We start from the raw sequence: 19578 nt of genomic DNA on the forward strand, positions 1-19578 counted from the left end.
AGTCTTATTTTATATAAGAAAAACTCCAGCTAATGTAACTTTATCCGTCACCATAGCTGGAGTTTTTCTTTTTAACTTCATGAAATGAAAACGTCATTTCTTACTCAAGAAACGTTTAGCCAAATATTTACGTATTGGTTCATCATACAGCTTCAAACACAGATAAGCAAGAATAATACTCAAAATAAAGACACACAAAGCTACGTGCCAGGTTTCACCTAACGTGTAGAGTTGATTCTCAATCAGCCATGCATAGAACAGATACATCAACGGATAATGTATCACATAAACCGGATAAGATATATCTCCCAAAAACTTACATATCTTTGTCGATTGCTTGTCCGTGGTGGTACCCGACGCTCCTATCCACAGAATGATAGGGAAAGCCACAATCACGCAAAACGCTTCATAAACACCATTCATGCAAAGCGGCTCCAACCCTTCCAGATAAGGAACAGAGAACAGGGCAATCAGCGCAATAGTACATATCCAAAATGCACCTTTCACCTTCATAGGCTTGAAATTGCGCGACATAAGCATACCCAACGAAAAAGGGAAAAGCATACGCAAGGAACCGCCCAAAAAGTTAACCCCATCCAGCGTCCAGCCCACTCCTATGTTTCCATAAGTGGAGACATTAAAAACAGCAAACGCCGCCAACGCTACGCCCAGCAACACCACAAACACCGTCAGTGCCTTGTTGGACAAGCGGCGAATGAACAACGCATACAGGATATTGCCGATATACTCAAAAAACAATGACCAGCAAGGACCATTCAACGGAAACATCTCACCGTTGCCACGAACTTCGTACCCAACACCCGGCATGGCGGGAATGAAGAAGATCGTACAAAGCAGAGACAACATTATCATGGAGATAGCTACGTGCGTCCCGTCCCATTGCACACTCCCCTGAATACAGAACGTGATAGCACCGAGAACGGCACCCATAATGACCATCGGATGAAGACGTATCAATCGGCGTTTAAAGAAATCTTTCATGGTGAGACTTTTACCCCAACGGTCGTCGTAAGCATAACCGATCACAAAACCCGAAAGGATAAAAAAGAAATCCACGGCTAAATATCCGTGATTCAGAGTTTCAATAGCACTATTACTGGCAAAAGCGAAGCCCTCGAATACGTGATACCATATCACCATAAGAGCCGCCACACCGCGAAGTCCGTCAAGAAGATCATAATGCGCCTTGGTGTCTGAAAAAGCTGAAGCAGAAATGTTCGACATTTGTTTTTCTATTAGTAAGTTAGTATTTTCAGAAGGCAAAGATACGGTTTGCGCTACGAAGTTTCTTTGCTCTAAAGCAAAAAAGCCCTGCTAATCGCTATTTTTTAGCACGTACCCGACTAAGGGTATAGATGGAAATGCCCAGAAAAGCAGCCACATATTTCAGCTTCACTCGGTTTATCAATCCGGGATAGCGACGGTTGAACTGTTCGTAGCGTTCTTTAGGCGAAAGTTGGAGGCGCTCCACAAACATGTGGCTAAGCTCCTTATTCACATTCTGATGCAGGATTCTTCCCCAGTTGGCTATGTCGATATATGTTTCGTAGAGGGCATTCAGCTTGTCGATGTGGATGACGTAGATTTTGCAATCGGAAAGCGTTTCAACGCTTTCTACCGATGGTTGCTGATAGTAGAGCGAATCCATGCCGAACGTGACGTCGCCCTCCTGACTGAACCACGTAGTGGTGTCCTCTCCGTTGTGGTGGAATACGGAACGGGCGATGCCCTCTTCAATGAAATATACCAGGCGGTCTGTGACGCCTGCTTGAACGATACGGGTATCTTTGGGATAATACCTTAATTCCATATTCGCCTGAAGCGCTTGAAGTGCTTCGTCGGAAACCGGATAGATTTGCCTGATTTTACGAATGATATGTTCCATTTGGGGGTAATGGCGTATTGGAGGTTAATGACGTACTTTAGGATATTTATTATTAAAACGGAAACCAAGACCGAGCATCAGATAATTAGGGGTCTGGAAATCCTGAAGATTGTAGCCGATGTGAAGGAATGAACTCCGGGTGACGTTGATCTTCAACGCAAAGACCTGATACAGTCCGCGCAAATCGCCACGCCCCAGCACATTCGTTCCCAAGCCGACACCGATGGTAAAAAACGGCATCACGTATTCTGCCCGTCCGGAAAGTCCGAGCGCAAGCTGATTCTGAATGCCCGGCACGAGAAATTTACGACGGGAGGAACCACTGCCTGCATCGTACTCCACCAGCGCATCTTCGGTGTACACATTGGCACTACCGTCATAGACACCATCCAGCGAAACTCCAAAGCGCAGCTTATAGTTGAGATTGTACATCGGAGCAAAGTTGAATCCCGCTACGGGATAGCTGCCCGGTGATGCAATCTGCTTCTCGCCTACATAGACGCCTTTGCGACGCCACGAGCCGAACAACACAAGGTCATAACTGACGTGTCGCGGAAAACGGGGAACGTAGGGATGAACCAATGATTTAGTGAGGTCGGCTTCTTCCCGGTTGAAGTTGTACACCAGTCCGATTTTCGCTCCGGTGGTGTTGACACCTGCATTGGGAAACTTGGTGTTGCCGTTGGAGAAATGCGTGAAGTCTCCGCCGATGATAAAGTCGAAATAACGAGAAAGCGACCAGTTAAGGTAGATACCCGCATTGAGGTAGGCATTCACCCGTGAGCCTACGGCTCCGTTGTAGGAGTTGTAATCGTTGTCATAAGGTTTCCATCCGGCAGAAATACCGAAATTCCACTCGTAATTGAGCGAAAGGCGGGGATTGAAACGGGCAATGCGTGCACCTTGAAAGACATAGAACGTCATCGGATCACCCAGTTGCTTTTTGTCGCCAAAGGTGGTGAAAGCCAAGCCGAAACCTTGATAAGCTCCGCCATAGATGCGGTCGGCACAGGTGTTGGGACGAAACTTGAAAGAGTATTTCAGATGAGCGGCAAATGAACTCAGGATGGGTTTCCACCGTTCGTTCTCGCCTTGCAGGAAAGGATTGGTGGGGAACACGTATTGCGGCCGCGCCTCTATCCCCAACCGATGAATGAAATGGTGGGGAACGTAGGGAGCTACGGTGTCGGCTCCGCATTGCGGGAAGCTGTTGTGCCGGAAGCCATGAATTTCTTCCTGCAATCTCCGCACTTCTTCACGAAGTTGGCGGACGTCCTGCTGGAGCTGTTCTACGTCTTGCCGCATTTCCTTCACCTCTTTCTCTTCCTGCCCTACCTCCTGCGCACTAAGCGAAGTGCCGGGGAAAAGCAAAGCGGAACAGATTACGGCGATTTCCCATCTGGGTATCTGTACTCTCATATGATAGTCTGGTTTGTCTTTTCAGAACGGAAGTTACAAATGGAGCTTCTCAATAAACTGTGCCACATGATAGCCGTCCATCAACCCATGATGGCAGGTTACGGAAACGGGCATCATCAGTCTTTCTCCGTCACGGAAGTACTTTCCGGTGGAGATTTTGGGAACGCTGTCGCCCGAACGCATATTGGTGGGGTGCTTCATGTCGGTGAATGAGAGCCACGGCACTGCCGAATAATGAATGGCATTGGGATGGAAAGTGCCTCCTTTGTTGAGTCCCGTAGTGGCTTGCAAACGTTCCATTTCGGCTTTTGCCCGGCGGATAAAGACAAGTTCGTCCGGATCATATTCAAAGGCGGCAAAAGAAAAGGTATGGTCGTCACGGCCTACGGTGGCTTCGGGCAGAAGGCTGTCATAGCACACCACCTTATCGCCTTCGATGCGATAACGGAATTCTTCTACCGCAGCAGCGGCAGTCGTTATCCGATGGAGGACTAACAGGGAAAAGGATATGCCTTTGGTTTTGGCTTCCTGATACGCGCGCGTACAGTCTACCTGAACGGTCACTCCGAAAAACGGATCGTCAAAAGCACTGAAATGTTCGTAATGTTCTCTTCTGTTCCAAGTAGCAATATCGATGATCTTCTCTATCTGATTCATTCTAAACACTCTTTTTTATTTGAGAAACGCAGATTAACGCAAATTATCGCAGATTTAGCCTATTTCCTTTGCGGTAATCTGCGTTTCTAAATTCAGACTCTTTACTGATGTTGCTCACGCAACAAGTCGTTCACTGTTTTTACCGGGTTAAAAGTGGAAAGTGGCACTTCTACAAAGACGGTATTCCAGTCGCTCATCGCTCCGTTCCACAAGCCGGGAAGTTCGAGAGCTTTCAGGTCTTTGCCGTTCTTCGATTTGTAGGAGATGAAGCCTGTTGCTTTATCTACATACTTCACCAGGTCGAACTTATGTCCTTTATAATCGCGCACGGCGCATACGAGGTCTACCGGATTGAAGTGTGTGCCTTTCTCGAACATTTCTTTCTTTTCCGGATCGTCCATGTCGATCTGTGAGCTTTCGAGGATTTGCAGGGAGATGGTTCCGTCGCTGTTGTAAGCAAGGAACGGGCCGCCACCGGGTTCGCCTACGTTCTTCACCATTCCGCAGACGCGCATCGGGCGGTTGAACTTGTTTTTCAGGTAGATGGCGAGTACGGAATCTTCGAGGTCTTTCGTCTCCGGATTCTTGCAGAAGAGTTTCTTTTGCAGGAATTGAAGCATTTCCATCATCTGGTCGTGGGTGTATTTACCGCTGTCGAGCAGGGTAAGGTATTCGAATACTTGTTCTTGCAAAGTCACGAGCACTCCGGCAATCAGTTTCTTATAAGTAACGGTGTCGGCTTTCAGTCTGTCGGGCACTACGTTGTCGATGTTCTTGATGAAGATAATGTCTGCATCGAGGTCGTTCAGGTTCTCGATCAGTGCGCCGTGGCCACCGGGACGGAACAGCAGTTTGCCGTTGTCACGGAAAGGTTGGTTGTCCATGTCGGCGGCAATCGTGTCGGTACTCGGCTTTTGTTCGGAGAAGGTGATGTAATAGTCTACTCCATAGCGTTTGGAAAATTCGTCTACCTTTTCGGCTACCAGCTTCTTGAAGAGTTCACGGTGTTCGGTAGATACCGTGAAGTGCACGTTTACTTTACCGCTCTTTCCGGCAGCATACAAGGCTCCTTCGGCGAGATGTTCTTCCATCGGCGTGCGTGAACCTTCAGGATACTTATGGAATTTGAGCAGACCTTTCGGTAGTGCGCCGTAATTCAGTCCGGCTGTTTCGAGCAGGGCGGATACTACTGCTTTATAGTTGCCGTCTTCGATCAGTCCGGGAATATCTTTTCCGTCGATACGCTGGCAGGCTACATTCAGATCATCATAGAAAGCAAAATTCTTGATTCCGTCGAAGAATGTCTGTTCGAACTTGGTAGTCGGCCGGTCATAGTCGGCAGACAGGAACTCGAACAGGTTCTTGAACATACGACTCGCTGCACCGGAGGCGGGCACGAACTTCACAACAGTCTTATCTGTGTTGGTATATGCATCCCAGGCGGCCAGATAAGCCTTCTGTTCTTCTGCATCGGGAGCTAATATTCCCTTTTCGATGGAGGCTGCCGCATCCAGCTTCAAAAAGGGGAAACCCGTCTGGAAGCATGCTAATTGTTCTACAATTTGCTCTTCCGTGATGCCTTTCTTGGCAAGCAACTCTTTGTCCTGTGTCGTTATCATAATATCTAATTTTATTAATTGATGCCCAAAAATACAAAATGTTATTTACTTCTTGCCGAATAACCGGGAAAAAAACTAATTTTACATCGAATTAACAAGATTGAATATGGACGACTTTTTTACATCAGAGGAAAAAAAGGAGCTTTTTTCACTCTACCGGCATTTGTTGCAATCTGCAGGAGATAGCATTTCCTGGAAGGATTGCCTAAAGTTAAAGAGACATCTTATCAAAGCGGCCCAGTGTAACGGTCTGCAACGCAATAACTTCGGGATGAATCCCGTCATCAGAGATTTACAAACGGCAGTGATCGTTGCCGAGGAAATCGGTATGAAAGGTTCGTGCCTGATCGGTATCATGTTGCACGAAATCGTGAAGGGGCATGTATTGTCTATCGACGAGGTGAACGCCGAATATGGGGATGACGTAGCAAGTATCATCAAGGGATTGGTGAAAACGAACGAGCTGTATGCGAAGAGTCCGGCTATCGAGTCGGAAAACTTCCGTAATCTGCTGCTTTCTTTTGCGGAGGATATGCGTGTAATCCTGATTATGATTGCGGATCGTGTGAATGTGATGCGCCAAATCAAGGACACGGGCAACGAGGAGGACCGGCTCAAAGTGGCGAACGAGGCTGCTTACCTGTATGCTCCGCTGGCACATAAGCTGGGATTGTACAAGCTGAAATCGGAACTGGAAGATTTGTCTCTCAAATATACGCAGAAGGAAACGTACTATTTTATCAAGGATAAGCTGAACGAGACGAAGGCGTCCCGCGACAAGTATATCGCTGCTTTTATCGAACCGATCCAGAGGAAGGTGTCGGAAGCAGGATTGAAGTTCGACATCAAGGGGCGTACCAAGTCGATTCATTCGATATGGAACAAGATTCAGAAGCAGAAAACGTCTTTTGAGGGGATTTATGACTTGTTCGCCATCCGTATCATCCTCGATTCGGAGCCGGACCCGGCTAAGGAGAAGCAGGAATGCTGGCAGGTTTATTCGATTGTTACGGATATGTACCAGCCGAACCCGAAGCGTCTGCGCGACTGGCTCTCTATCCCGAAAAGCAATGGTTACGAGTCGTTGCACATCACTGTGATGGGCCCGGAAGGGAAATGGGTGGAAGTGCAGATACGTACCCGCCGCATGGACGAGATCGCGGAACGCGGATTGGCTGCTCACTGGAGATATAAAGGTATCAAGGGTGAAACGGGTCTGGACGAGTGGTTGACTTCTGTGCGGGAGGCGTTGGAGAATGCAGACAACGATTCACTGAAAGTGATGGATCAGTTTAAGATGGATCTCTACGAGGATGAAGTGTTTGTCTTCACGCCCAAGGGGGATTTGTTCAAGCTCGCCAAAGGGGCTACGGTATTGGATTTTGCTTTCCATATCCATAGTAAGTTGGGATGCAAGTGTATCGGCGCGAAAGTGAACGGCAAGAATGTGCAGCTCAAACAGAAACTGAACAGCGGCGACCAAGTGGAGATCATGACTTCAAACACCCAGACGCCGAAGCAGGACTGGCTGAACATCGTGACGACTTCCAAAGCGCGCACCAAGATAAGGCAGGCTCTCAAAGAGATGGTGGCACGCCAGCACGCTTTTGCCAAGGAGACGCTGGAACGGAAATTCAAGAATCGTAAGTTGGAATATGATGAAGCGACCATGATGCGCCTCATCAAGCGTTTGGGCTTCAAGAATGTGACGGAGTTTTATCAGCGGATTGCCGACGGTGGACTGGACGTTAACGAGATTCTGGATAAGTATGTGGAGCAACAGAAGCGGGACAGTGATACGCACGATGAAATTGTGTATCGCAGTGCCGAAGGGTATAACTTGCAGGCTGCGCAACAAGAGGAAACGACGTCTAAGGAAGATGTTCTGGTAATCGATCAGAATCTGAAAGGGTTGGAATTCAAGTTGGCTAAATGTTGTAATCCGATTTACGGGGATGATGTGTTTGGTTTCGTTACGGTAAGCGGTGGTATCAAGATACACCGGGCGGACTGTCCGAATGCCAATCAGATGCGCGAACGTTTCGGTTATCGTATTGTGAAGGCTCGTTGGGCGGGGAAATCGGTAGGTACGCAATATCCTATCACGCTGCGGGTTGTAGGGCATGATGATATTGGTATCGTGACTAATATCACTTCTATTATATCCAAAGAGAATGGTATCACGCTGCGCTCCATCGGTATTGACTCGAACGACGGTTTGTTCTCCGGAACACTGACGGTCATGGTGGGTGATACGGGACGTTTGGAGGCTCTTATCAAGAAATTACGTACTATAAAGGGAGTAAAACAAGTTAGCCGGAATTAATTCCGGCTACTCTCCTATCTTACTTTCTTCTTTATATAATAAGGATAGGTAATCAATGCAAAGAAGAGTAAAGCAATGGATGCTACTATCTGTCCGGTATGTAGCATCTTATCTGTATCCAATTCCATGTAGCAGGCGGTAGCGATTCCCAGGGAAATGCCGATTTCGGTTGCCAGCAGATGGGTGGTGTTGGCTGTTCCGCGTTGGCAATGGTGGGATAGCTTTACGAACATCACCAGAAATTCCGGCAGGATAAAGCCTAAGCCCAGTCCTAAGAGTACGGAGGAAATGCCTATGGAGATGTCTGTATTCAGTAGGGACATGGCTACGATTTCCAATCCGAGTCCTATAATGACCAGTCGCAGTGTTTTCTCTTTCAGGAAAAACAGACGTGCAAAGAACAGGGAAACGATGTATCCGAGGGCTGTTCCTACAAAGAACGGTACGGGGATTCCTGTGTTTCCGAGTACGAAATCGTTTAGGAAAGGGTGTACCATGGGAACCAGCAGTCCCGGAATGAAGGTTATCAGGATCAGATTGATGGCAGGAACCCATCCACGAAGCAATAGGAAGCGGTCGAAGGAATAGAGTTTGGTGACAATCGGCGCACGGAAAGGTACGTAGACTCCTGATAACATGAGGATTCCGACAGCTCCGGTTATGACAGATACAGTGAGCAGGGTTTGGAAGGATTGGCTTTGATAAAGCCATACTCCGAGGATAATGCCTGCGATCATTCCCATACGTGCCATCCAGGAGAAACTGACGTTTCCCGCACTGCGCAGTGTGGAGTTGGTGATGTCGATGGCCAATGTGATGCCGGCTGTTGTGCCTATGCCAAAGGCAAGCCCTTGCACGGTGCCCAACAGAATCAGTTCTGTGAGGTTGGTAACAAAGGCGTATCCGATGGTCGCCACTACCATCAGGGCAGCAGCAAACATACAGACGTACTTACGCTTGTATGCATCTACCAGATAGGCATGGAAAGGACCGATGAGGAACATCCCCAAGGTGAAAAAGAGAAAGATTACTCCTGTCTGTGCAGCCGGCACTCCGAGACGGTCGGCCATCTCTACGGAAAGCACCGGAAATAACACATACAAGGATATAAACAACAGCAAATTAGCTACACATATCCGCATAAAATGAACTGTCCACAATTTAACTGCCATATACTATATTTAATATTGTTCCTTCTCGTTGGGGAAGTAGCAATTCTTCACGTCAGAAACGTAACGGCTGATGGCATCGGTCATCACCGTGTACAAGTCAGCATAACGACGCAAGAAACGCGGACGGAATCCGTTGTTCATGCCAAGCATGTCCTGAATCACCAATACTTGACCGTCTACGTGGCCACCGGCACCGATACCGATAATAGGTATGGTCAGTTCGGATGCTACGCGTTCGGCAAGGGTTGCGGGAATCTTTTCGAGTACAATGGCAAAACAGCCTGCTTCTTCTAATAGATGGGCGTCGCGAATCAGTTTTTCGGCTTCGGCGTCGTCTTTGGCACGCACGGTATAGGTGCCGTATTTATTGATGGATTGAGGCATGAGTCCCAGATGTCCCATTACCGGAATGCCAGCACATACGATGCGTCTCACCGTGTCTATGATTTCTTCACCACCTTCGAGCTTCAAAGCGTCAGCGTGGCTTTCTTTCATGATACGGATGGCAGAAGCAAGTCCTTCCATCTCGTTGCCCTGATAGGATCCGAAAGGCATATCAACCACTACCATCGCACGTTTCACGCCGCGTACCACGGATTTGGCATGATAGATCATTTGGTCGAGTGTGATAGGAAGTGTTGTCACATTACCTGCCATTACATTGGAAGCGGAGTCGCCTACCAGGATTACGTCCATTCCCGCACCGTCTACAATCTGTGCCATTGTGTAATCATAAGCAGTCAGCATAGATATTTTTTCACCTCTCTGTTTCATTTCAACCAGGCGATGAGTAGTCACCTTTCTTGAGTCATCTGATATATAACCAGCCATGTCTTTTTAAATTAAAAATTAATGATTAAAAATTAAAACGACGTCAAGCGCCTTCAAAAATCGCGGCAAAGTTATAACATTTAATTCATAACAGAGAAGGAAATGCAAAAAATCCTTTCAAACACCTCGCTTGGATAGCTGGGGAGGCGGTTGGAAGGATTCTGTGAGGTATAATAAAAGCTCCTTAACAATATAAGGAAGCGATTTATCAAGTGCAATAATGCGTTTCGGATTTATTCTTTCTCTTAACGATGCAGGATCAGGAGCTTGTCGTAGGTCATGCCGGTGAAGTCGTCTATTATATAATGTGCTTTGCCAGTGATGGCTTCACGTGTATTGGTGGTGGCAAGTCCGATCACTGTTGCCCCGGAAGTCATTCCGGCTTGCAGGCCGTGGAAAGAATCTTCAAAGACGTAGGTGTTTTCGGGGGTGGCTTCAAAGATTTCCATCCCGAGCAGGAAGCAGTCGGGAGCCGGTTTGGAACGGGCAAACATCTCTCCGGTCAGGATGCGGTCTACCATTCCTTTAAATTCGGGGTGGGCATTGTAGACGTTAGCCATCTTCTCTTCGTTGGAGCTGGTGACTACGGCTATCTTTGCACCGTTACGGCGAAGATCGGCTATAAAGGCTTCTACTCCGGGGATGTATTCGTAGGACATCTTTTGCTCGTAAACGTAGAGTTCGGCGCTTATTTCAAGCTGGGCTTCGGGTTGGTCCGAGAAATACTTTTCATAGATTTGCAATAATGTCTGTCCCTTAATACGGCGGCCGAAATCTTCTTCATTCAGATATTTCCGTCCCTGCTCGTCCCAGAAGACTGTGTACTGCGTTTCTGTATCCATAATGACACCATCAAAATCGAAGAGTGCCGCAATCGTTTTCGTTGTATTCATATATAAACTTTCTTTTTACCTAAACGTTAAACCTTGTGTATCCGTCGTTGCAAAGTTCCGAATAATCATCGAATCAGGCAAATAATTCGTACCTTTGCAAAGCTAAAAAAAACGTAACATACGTTTTTATCCAACAAAATCTACTAGCGCATGAGCAAGAACGACCCACATATCTTAGGCAAAGAAAGTATCGGCAAATTGCTGTTACAATATTCCATTCCTGCAATTATCGGAATGACGATTACTTCTATCTATAATATTATTGATAGTATCTTCATCGGACATGGTGTAGGCCCAATGGCGATTGCCGGACTAGCCATCAGCTTTCCGCTGATGAATCTGGTGGTGGCTTTCTGTACATTGGTATCGGCGGGCGGTTCTACGCTGGCGTCTATCCGTCTGGGGCAAAAGGACATGAAGGGGGCTACGGAAATCTTGTCACACACGTTGATGCTCTGTATCACTAATTCGTTCTTCTTTGGTATTTTGTCTTTCATCTTCCTGGATGATATATTGGTTTTCTTCGGGGCCAGTAGCGAGACGCTTCCTTATGCGCGGAGCTTTATGCAGGTGATCTTATTGGGTACTCCTATCACTTATACGATGATTGGGTTGAACAACGTGATGCGTGCTACCGGATACCCGAAAAAGGCGATGTTGACTTCGATGGTGACGGTGGTAGCGAACATTATCCTCGCTCCTATCTTTATTTTCCACTTTGAATGGGGAATGAGGGGAGCTGCTACGGCAACGGTGATTTCACAGTTGATCGGTATGGTGTGGGTGGTGAGCCATTTTGTCAAGAAAGACAGTACGGTGCATTTTGAGGGGAATATCTGGAAGATGAAACGGAGGATTGTGGAGAGTATCTTCGCCATCGGTATGTCTCCTTTCCTGATGAATGTGTGTGCGTGTGCCATTGTGATTATCATCAATAACAGTCTGCAAAATTACGGGGGCGATATGGCGATTGGTGCTTATGGGATTATTAACCGTTTGCTGACGCTTTATGTGATGATTGTGTTAGGTCTGACGATGGGTATGCAGCCTATTGTGGGGTATAACTTCGGAGCACAGAAGATAGACCGTGTGAAACAGACATTGCGACTGGGGATTATCTCCGGGGTCGTGATTACCAGTAGCGGGTTTATTATCTGCGAGTTCTTCCCTCATGCCGTATCGGCTCTTTTCACGGATAGCGATGAATTGATTGATTTGGCCGTAGACGGTATCCGGCTGGCTGTATTGATGTTCCCGTTTGTAGGGGCGCAGATTGTGATTGGTAACTTCTTCCAAAGTATCGGGAAGGCTAAAATAAGTATTTTCCTTTCGCTGACGCGACAGTTGCTTTATCTTTTGCCTTGCTTGCTGCTCTTTCCCAACTGGTGGGGATTGGAAGGTATCTGGATTAGTATGCCGGTATCGGATGCATTGGCGTTTATTACGGCGGTTGTCAGTCTGATGATTTACATTAAGAAAGTGTCTAAACAACATCCGGAAACGGTAGCGGAATAAAGCATTAACTGCTTTACTCCGCCTGTTGGTTTTTATTCTTTATTCTGCTTTGATGCTCTTTACGGGGTTTTCATTGGCAACGTGCCAGGCTTTCACTACCACGCAAGCCACGATAACCAATAGTACCAGCAGGGCTATTCCTATAAAAAGTAACAGATCCATATCAATTCGTTCGCTAAACTGTTCCAACCATATTTGGCCTGTAAAATAGGAAGCGGCAGTACCTATCAGCACAGAGATTACGGAGATATTCAGAATGTCGTATATCAATAGTTTCAGGATGCCGGAGGCCTCTGCCCCATTCACTTTGCGTATGGCTATTTCCTTGCTGCGGCGTTGAGTTTCTCCATTCACATAGCCAATCAATCCCGTGATGACAATAAGCAGGATGAAGCAGGACGAAATCCAGACTGCGTTACGGAAACGGTATACGCTCTTATAGCCTTCGCGAATCATGCTGTCTACTGAATTGAAGTTCAGGGCTACATTCGGGAATGTTTTTGCCACACATTCGTTCAAGCGTTTCAGGTTCTCGTCATAGGGTTCTTTTAGACGAACATTGATGGTGTGATTGGCCGATTCTTTATCGGCAATCAATACGATAGGAGACTGACTGGAATAGAAACTTCTATTACGAATATCATCAAACACTCCCACGATGGTACCTTCTACCCCACTCACTGATTTTCCTACGGCACCATCGGTCCATTTCATCAAACGAACGAGTTCTTTATTTACCAATAGATCGCCTTTTTTCTTGATGGTAGTGCCTTCTGTTATTCTGATTCCCATCACATTCGGATAATCATAGTCGCACATATTGAAATTAAGGGTGGCAATGCGTTTGCCGTCGTTACCAATCAATCCACGTGTCCAATATTCTCCCAGTACGCTGTGTGTGGATGCCGATACCCCGTCCACCATCGGTTGGCGGAGCAACTCGTCTTTTACATGTTCTACTGTTTCGCCGGACATCCAGGTTTCGGCTTCTACCAGTCCCGGAATCTTGATTCCCATATCTCCATTCATCAGGTGAGAATATTGTAACAGGGTAACCAGCAATAATCCGAGTACAAAGGAGGTACCCGTGAACTGGACAAATAGTAATGAACGTTTCCATCCTCTTTTTCCATCCGTATAGTGCCGGAATACCTGCGTGACGGGAATACGTGAGAACAGTTTTCCCGGTATGCCTCCTGCCAGGAGGAAAAGGACTACTACAGTGAGCAAGGGTATCCAAATGATGTCCCAGGCAAACAGTGAGGCAAGGCTGGTTCCCAACAGGTCTTCGATCAATTCGCCCATGTTGATTATCAACAGGAAGCTAAACAGGACGGATAGTAGAACCAATACTCCGGTTTCTGCCAGAAACATGCCAAAGATGTTTCCGGAACTGGCTCCACTGCATTTATGCACTCCTACGCTTTTTGCACGACGACTGATAGTGGCTATTGAAATCAACATATAATTCATGATGGCTACAAAAAACACTGAAAAGCCGAGGAAGCCGAATATCATCAAACGTTTCTGGGTATCGGCAGAATCCAGATGGCGTTTCGAAAGAGGAACAACGCTGTATTCCAACTTCCAGTCATCCCATTGCAAGGGGCTGTATTTTGCCATTACTTGTTGAATTTTGCTGTTCACCTTGTCTATATCCGACGCATGACGCAAGCGTGCAAAGGCATAAAAGATATCATTCCCATTCCAACCGTTACCACTCGCATAGCGACCATCGCGGTGGATGGTAATCACAAAGTCACGGGAGAGCATCGAATTTTCGGGTATGTCTTTATAGACGCCGCGAATTGTGAGCTCCAACTGCTTGTCGGCCGAAAGGGTTTTCCCAATAGGGTCTGCGCTACCGAATGTTTCACGGGCAAAATGTTCTGATACAAATATGCTATTCGAGATGATGAGATCTTTCGCGTTCCCTTTTAGTACGGGTATACCCATCGTTTCAAAGAAACAGGTGTCGACCATCATGTAATTTGCTTTTGACAGCAGTTTGTCTTCCTTATAAATATGATAAAACTGGGAAGGAAGTACACAGGTGGCTGATTCTATTTCTTCAGGCATATCCTGCGCCAAGGTAAAAGCTACCGGATCACAGACGGTATAGTCATAATTCATTCCGTCATCACCCTGCACTTCGCCGGTCGTCATATTCTGTGCCGCTATTCTCGCCATTATCAGATTCTCCGCTTCCGGGTAACATTTCTCATAGCTCATCTCAAAAGCTATTTGCGAGAAAAGCAAGATGCCAACTGTTAGTCCTAAAGAAAGGGAGAGCACTCTTACGATATTCAAAGTACGCTCATGCAGTAATGTACGTATGCTATAATAGATTTGTCTCATACTTGCTTCTGATCTGGTTTATGCTATCACACTGGCTACCACGCTGCCGTCGAACAAATGAACTGTACGATGGGCAAAGGATGCGTCGTGTTGTGAGTGTGTCACCATGATGATGGTTGTTCCTTCTTTATTCAGTTCGGTCAACAGGTTCATCACTTCTGCCCCATTCTTTGAGTCGAGGTTACCGGTCGGCTCATCGGCGAGAATCAGTTTCGGGTTGGTCACTACGGCACGGGCAATGGCGACACGTTGTTGCTGACCACCGGAAAGTTGTTGCGGAAAGTGTTTGGCACGATGGCTGATGTTCATCCGTTTCAGAATGTCTTCTACCATGCGGCGGCGTTCGGATGCTTTAAAGCCCAGGTATGTCAGAGGAAGTTCTACATTCTCGTAAACATTCAGCTCGTCGATCAGGTTAAAGCTCTGGAATACGAATCCGAGTTTGCCCTTACGCACATGGGTACGTTCTTTCTCTTTCAATCCGCCCACTTCTTCACCCATCAAGCGGTAGGAACCTTCGGTGGGGTTATCGAGCAAACCCAGAATATTCAACAAAGTGGATTTACCACAACCGGAGGGGCCCATAATGGCTACAAACTCTCCCTCTTTTACTTCAAGGTTTACGTGATTCAAGGCAACTGTCTCTACTTCGGAAGTACGGAATACTTTACTGATGTTGTTTATTTCAATCATACTCTTTTTATTTATGTTTTTAATTATTCACTTTTAAGGCTATTCACCGGATTTTCATTGGCAATCCGCCACGATTTCCAAAGTACGCAGGCTACGATAACGAGAAGATTTACAATCGCTATCAGTACATACGCCGCCCAACTGACAGGCACGTGCTCGGCAAACATATCCATCCACATATCATTGACGTACCATGATGCCGCTACACCGATCACAACGGCTGCAACGGCTACATAGAGCACATCTTTCACCAACATTTCCAGAATGCCGGAGGCTTCGGCACCATTGACTTTACGTATGGCAATCTCTTTGGAACGGCGGCGGACTTCATCGGTTGTGTAGCCTATCAATCCCATCATCATCACAAAGAACATGGTAACCGCCGCCAGTATGGTAGCATTGCTGAAGACGCGGATGGAGTTATAACTCTCTTTTATCATCTGCTCCATCGAACGGAAATCGACCGTTTTATCGGGGAAAGCGTCTGCCGATACTTTATTCAGTTTCTGAAGATTCTCTGCAAAAGGTTCTTTCAGCCGGACATGAACACAGTTTCCGAAATTCTTGGTACTCATCAGGATGAAGGGTGCTTGCGGGTTGGTGAAATTACCGATCCGGAAGTCTTTAATCACTCCCACTACTTTACATACGTAGCCTGAATTATAGACAGTACGGTTCAATAGCTCTGTTCCCCAATGCATCCATTCGCCGTATGTTTCATTGATGGCTACTTCGTTTTCATTCCGTGGCATACGCCCCTCCTTCATCACCATACCCATCATCTTTGGATAGTCTTCCATCATTTCGCAAAAACGGGAGGAGAAAAGTGATTGTCCACTTTCATCCTGAATCATCGTTCCACTATAACTATAGACGGGATGGGAATCGGCACTGGACACGGACTCTACATAAGGCAGGCCACGGAAGAAAGTCAGGGCATAGTCCTGGTTTTCTTTATTGCCGAAATCAGTATTGGCTACGACAACGCGCTTCGGATTGTATCCCAGGTCTTTGTTCAAGACATAGTAGTATTGCAGCATCACCACATACATCAATCCGCAGATGAAAGCTACGCCGGCAAACTGCACGAATAATAGCGGGCGTTTCCATCCTTTTTTTCCTTCTGTGTAGCGGCGGAAGACTTGTGAAACGGGGATTCTGGCAAAGATGCGTCCGGGCAGTGCTCCTCCTATGAGGAACAGGATAGCTACCGTCAGCAGGGGTACCCAAAGACGGTCTAAAGAGAACAGGGCTCCGAGTTCAACGGCGGTTGTGTCTTCTATAAAGTCGCGGAAGTTCAGTAAGATTAATCCCATCAATAGCAAGGCGAAGAGAATAATGATAGCTGTTTCCAATAGGAACATTCCCAGGATTTTGCCGCTGCCTGCACCGCTACACTTATGTACGCCGATGGCTTTGGCACGGTATGAGAGTGAAGAGATGGAGATCAGTACGTAGTTCAAGGTAGCGATAAAAAGGATGATTATTCCCAAGATAGACATGATGTTCCGCATCCGCTTCACGTCCGGTTCTTCCCTGTATACATCACGGATCGGCTTTACAAAAGCGGTATAACCTACCACTTTCTGGTCTTCCGCAGGACGATATTTCTTTATCAGGTCATTCAACCGTGCATTCACCACGGATTTGTCTGCTCCGGGACGAAAACGGATAAATGCGATCCAGCTGTCGCCTCCCCTCCAGGAGTAGTTTCCCCATCCACGGCTCCATACGGTAGGCAGAGAAATCACTGCATCCGGTCTGACGGTAGCATTTTCGGGTATGTCGGCGTACGTGCCTTTCACTGTCAGTTCTATTTCTTTATTATAGGAGATTACTTTGCCTATCGGGTTTTCTTGGTCGAACATCTTACGCGCCAACCGGTCACTAAGAAAGACAACATCTTTCTGCATCAGTTCTTTTTCCGGAACACCGCTCAAAACATCGATACCCATAGTTTGAAAGAATAGTGAATCGGCTGTCACTTTGTTAGCTTCAAAACGGACACTTCCATAATAAAGAGGGGCACTCATCCAGACACAATAGCTGGTGGCTGCTTCCACTTCTTTAGGAAAGTTCTCCTGTATGGCACCCGCCACCGGTCCGCAGTTCATTTCCTGCGGCTCAAAGGTTTGGCCATTGGCGGAAAAGACGGAGAAGATCTGATACAGGTTATCATAATCTTTGAAGCATTTGTCAAAGCTCTGTTCGAAAGCCACGCGGGCAAACAACAGGATGCTCATCGTCAGCCCCAACGCCAAAGAGAGGATTTTGATAACGTTGGAACCATGCCCCCGCAATAAAGTACGGATCACATAATAGATTTGTTTCATATTATATTTTATTTCTGTTTTTTCTATTTTCAAGAATGCAGAAAGCATGCCAAAAAAGAATAACAATTCATTATCAAGTGTTTATCATTTCAACCTTTCTGAATATTGTCTAAAAATTAGACAGTACCGTCTAATTTTTAGACAACCGGGAGACTATTCCATTTCTCCTTTAAATTGTTCCAACAGTCTCTATTATCCATGGGGAGATTGTCCATCCCGATAGAAAACTTTATCTTTGCATCTAGTTTTCTAAACTATTAAAGTAATGATGAAGAGGAAGAATTTATATGCACTGTTTTCGTGCCTGTTCCTTTCGGGATGCGGTATGATAGACTATCATCCGTATGACGTCCGCATCAGCGGAGAAACAGAGGTCAACGCCCACAATATGGAAAGAATAGAAGCAAATTGCCAGGGTAAAACTACGATACGGTTCGTGACAATGGGCGACTCACAACGATGGTATGACGAAACGGAAGATTTTGTAAAAGCAATCAATCAACGAAATGATATTGACTTCGTTATCCACGGAGGGGATATGAGTGACTTCGGACTGACTAAGGAATTTCTTTGGCAAAGGGATATCATGAACGGACTTCATGTGCCTTATGTGGCTCTGATCGGAAATCATGACTGTCTGGGAACGGGAGCGGAAACCTACAAGGCTGTATTCGGCCCCACAAACTTCTCTTTCATCGCAGGAGATGTGAAGTTTGTCTGCCTGAATACCAACGCTTTGGAGTATGATTACTCCGAACCTGTACCGGACTTTACCTTTATGGAAAATGAGATAACGAACAGGCGGGATGAGTTTGAAAAAACGGTCATTTGTATGCACGCGCGTCCCTATACGGATGTGTTCAATGATAATGTGGCAAAAGTATTCCAACACTATGTCAAACAGTATGCAGGAGTACAGTTCTGCACGGCCGCCCATACCCATCACCATCAGGACGATGTGATTTTTGATGATGGGATACATTATGTTACCAGTGATTGTATGGATTACCGTACTTATCTGGTATTTACAATAACTCCGGAAAAATACGAATATGAGCTGGTTAAATACTAATTATATCTTACGCGCGGGAGTACTGTCCGTGCTTCTCCTGCTTCCCGGTCTGATGTCTGCTACCTGCAAGAGGGATACAATCATCAACAACTACAAGGATGATTCGCTCCGTTTTATCATCAAGGATGATTCAATTATCACCTTTCGTAACGGGGAGTCTTCATTCACCATTATCAAAGCGGACTCCGTGTTGCCTGCCACACCGAAGCACACCAAACATACCCGCTACGATAATCGGGTTCACCGTTTCCGCAGAAACTGGGAACGGATTATCCCGACTCATTCCAAAATACAATATGCCGGAAATATGGGATTGCTCTCTTTCGGTACAGGATGGGATTATGGAAAACGTAATCAGTGGGAAACGGATGTATTGCTCGGATTCATTCCGAAATATTCTTCGAAGAAAGCAAAAGTGACCATGACGCTCAAGCAGAACTATATGCCCTGGAGCATTAATATTGGAAAAGGATTCTCGACAGAGCCTCTTGCCTGTGGTCTTTATGTGAATACCGTATTTGGAAATCAGTTCTGGGTGAACGAACCGGAACGTTATCCGAAAGGGTATTATGGTTTCTCAAGCAAAGTGCGTTTCCATGTCTTTATGGGACAACGCCTGACCTATGACATTGACCCGCAACGTAGATTTATGGCCAAGTCTGTAACCTTTTTCTATGAAATAAGTACGTGTGACCTTTATGTGATTAGTGCGGTAAACAATAGTTATCTCCGTCCACGTGACTACCTTAGTTTATCATTCGGATTGAAGTTCCAGTGGTTATGA

General features: G+C 46.4%; 15 protein-coding genes. 4 read left to right on the forward strand and 11 right to left on the reverse strand.

The features are described 5' to 3' along the window. Positions 1-93: 93 nt before the first annotated feature. From DWZ47_RS09990 to DWZ47_RS10010, 5 genes are all read right to left on the reverse strand, one after another. On the reverse strand, positions 94-1245 hold the full coding sequence (locus DWZ47_RS09990) for an acyltransferase family protein (RefSeq protein ID WP_004303469.1): 1152 nt from the start codon (positions 1243-1245) through the stop codon (positions 94-96). 97 nt (positions 1246-1342) lie between these two features. Beyond that, positions 1343-1906: a Crp/Fnr family transcriptional regulator gene (locus tag DWZ47_RS09995; protein ID WP_004308858.1), complete on the reverse strand. Its 564-nt coding sequence runs from the start codon at positions 1904-1906 to the stop codon at positions 1343-1345. Positions 1907-1930: 24 nt separating this feature from the next. Beyond that, positions 1931-3325 (reverse strand): acyloxyacyl hydrolase, encoded by a 1395-nt coding sequence (locus DWZ47_RS10000; RefSeq protein WP_117512992.1) that lies wholly within the window; start codon positions 3323-3325, stop codon positions 1931-1933. Positions 3326-3358: 33 nt separating this feature from the next. Then, on the reverse strand, positions 3359-3982 hold the full coding sequence (locus tag DWZ47_RS10005) for a chloramphenicol acetyltransferase (protein WP_004303471.1): 624 nt from the start codon (positions 3980-3982) through the stop codon (positions 3359-3361). Between the two features lie 101 nt (positions 3983-4083). After that, positions 4084-5601 (reverse strand): DUF4301 family protein, encoded by a 1518-nt coding sequence (locus tag DWZ47_RS10010; protein ID WP_004295746.1) that lies wholly within the window; start codon positions 5599-5601, stop codon positions 4084-4086. A gap of 106 nt (positions 5602-5707) precedes the next feature. Between DWZ47_RS10010 and DWZ47_RS10015 the strand changes: the two genes are divergently transcribed. Continuing rightward, on the forward strand, positions 5708-7927 hold the full coding sequence (locus DWZ47_RS10015) for a RelA/SpoT family protein (RefSeq protein WP_004308819.1): 2220 nt from the start codon (positions 5708-5710) through the stop codon (positions 7925-7927). A 14-nt stretch (positions 7928-7941) separates the two neighbouring features. Here the strand turns inward: DWZ47_RS10015 and DWZ47_RS10020 are convergent, their stop codons facing one another. The 3 genes from DWZ47_RS10020 to DWZ47_RS10030 form a co-directional block, all read right to left on the reverse strand. Continuing rightward, positions 7942-9099 carry an MFS transporter gene (locus DWZ47_RS10020; RefSeq protein ID WP_004308817.1) on the reverse strand — a complete coding sequence of 386 codons (1158 nt, stop codon included), beginning with the start codon at positions 9097-9099 and terminating at the stop codon, positions 7942-7944. A 9-nt stretch (positions 9100-9108) separates the two neighbouring features. Next, on the reverse strand, positions 9109-9930 hold the full coding sequence (gene panB / locus DWZ47_RS10025; protein ID WP_004295743.1) for a 3-methyl-2-oxobutanoate hydroxymethyltransferase: 822 nt from the start codon (positions 9928-9930) through the stop codon (positions 9109-9111). A 245-nt stretch (positions 9931-10175) separates the two neighbouring features. Beyond that, a complete protein-coding gene (locus DWZ47_RS10030) occupies positions 10176-10823 on the reverse strand; it encodes an HAD family hydrolase (RefSeq protein WP_004295741.1) in 648 nt (215 codons plus the stop codon). Between the two features lie 150 nt (positions 10824-10973). Between DWZ47_RS10030 and DWZ47_RS10035 the strand changes: the two genes are divergently transcribed. Further along, positions 10974-12338, forward strand: coding sequence for an MATE family efflux transporter (locus tag DWZ47_RS10035; RefSeq protein ID WP_004295740.1), 1365 nt, complete (start codon positions 10974-10976; stop codon positions 12336-12338). Positions 12339-12377: 39 nt separating this feature from the next. On the opposite strand, the gene DWZ47_RS10040 is transcribed toward DWZ47_RS10035, so the two are convergent. Genes DWZ47_RS10040 through DWZ47_RS10050 form a run of 3 tightly spaced genes read right to left on the reverse strand, consistent with a single transcriptional unit; the run spans position 12378 to position 17722 of the window. Then, positions 12378-14696 (reverse strand): ABC transporter permease, encoded by a 2319-nt coding sequence (locus DWZ47_RS10040; protein ID WP_004295739.1) that lies wholly within the window; start codon positions 14694-14696, stop codon positions 12378-12380. Positions 14697-14714: 18 nt separating this feature from the next. Beyond that, positions 14715-15389 carry an ABC transporter ATP-binding protein gene (locus DWZ47_RS10045; RefSeq protein ID WP_004303508.1) on the reverse strand — a complete coding sequence of 225 codons (675 nt, stop codon included), beginning with the start codon at positions 15387-15389 and terminating at the stop codon, positions 14715-14717. 23 nt (positions 15390-15412) lie between these two features. Beyond that, a complete protein-coding gene (locus DWZ47_RS10050; RefSeq protein WP_004318093.1) occupies positions 15413-17722 on the reverse strand; it encodes an ABC transporter permease in 2310 nt (769 codons plus the stop codon). A gap of 268 nt (positions 17723-17990) precedes the next feature. On the opposite strand from DWZ47_RS10050, the gene DWZ47_RS10055 reads away from it, so the two are divergent. Together DWZ47_RS10055 and DWZ47_RS10060 are read left to right on the forward strand one after the other, a co-directional pair. Continuing rightward, complete coding sequence (locus tag DWZ47_RS10055; RefSeq protein WP_052587814.1) at positions 17991-18794, forward strand: metallophosphoesterase family protein; 804 nt, start codon at positions 17991-17993, stop codon at positions 18792-18794. After that, complete coding sequence (locus tag DWZ47_RS10060; RefSeq protein ID WP_004295735.1) at positions 18775-19578, forward strand: hypothetical protein; 804 nt, start codon at positions 18775-18777, stop codon at positions 19576-19578. The genes DWZ47_RS10055 and DWZ47_RS10060 overlap by 20 nt, the downstream gene beginning before the upstream one ends.

It is taken from the genome of Bacteroides sp. AF32-8BH, from assembly GCF_003435205.1.
Lineage (GTDB): Bacteria > Bacteroidota > Bacteroidia > Bacteroidales > Bacteroidaceae > Bacteroides > Bacteroides ovatus.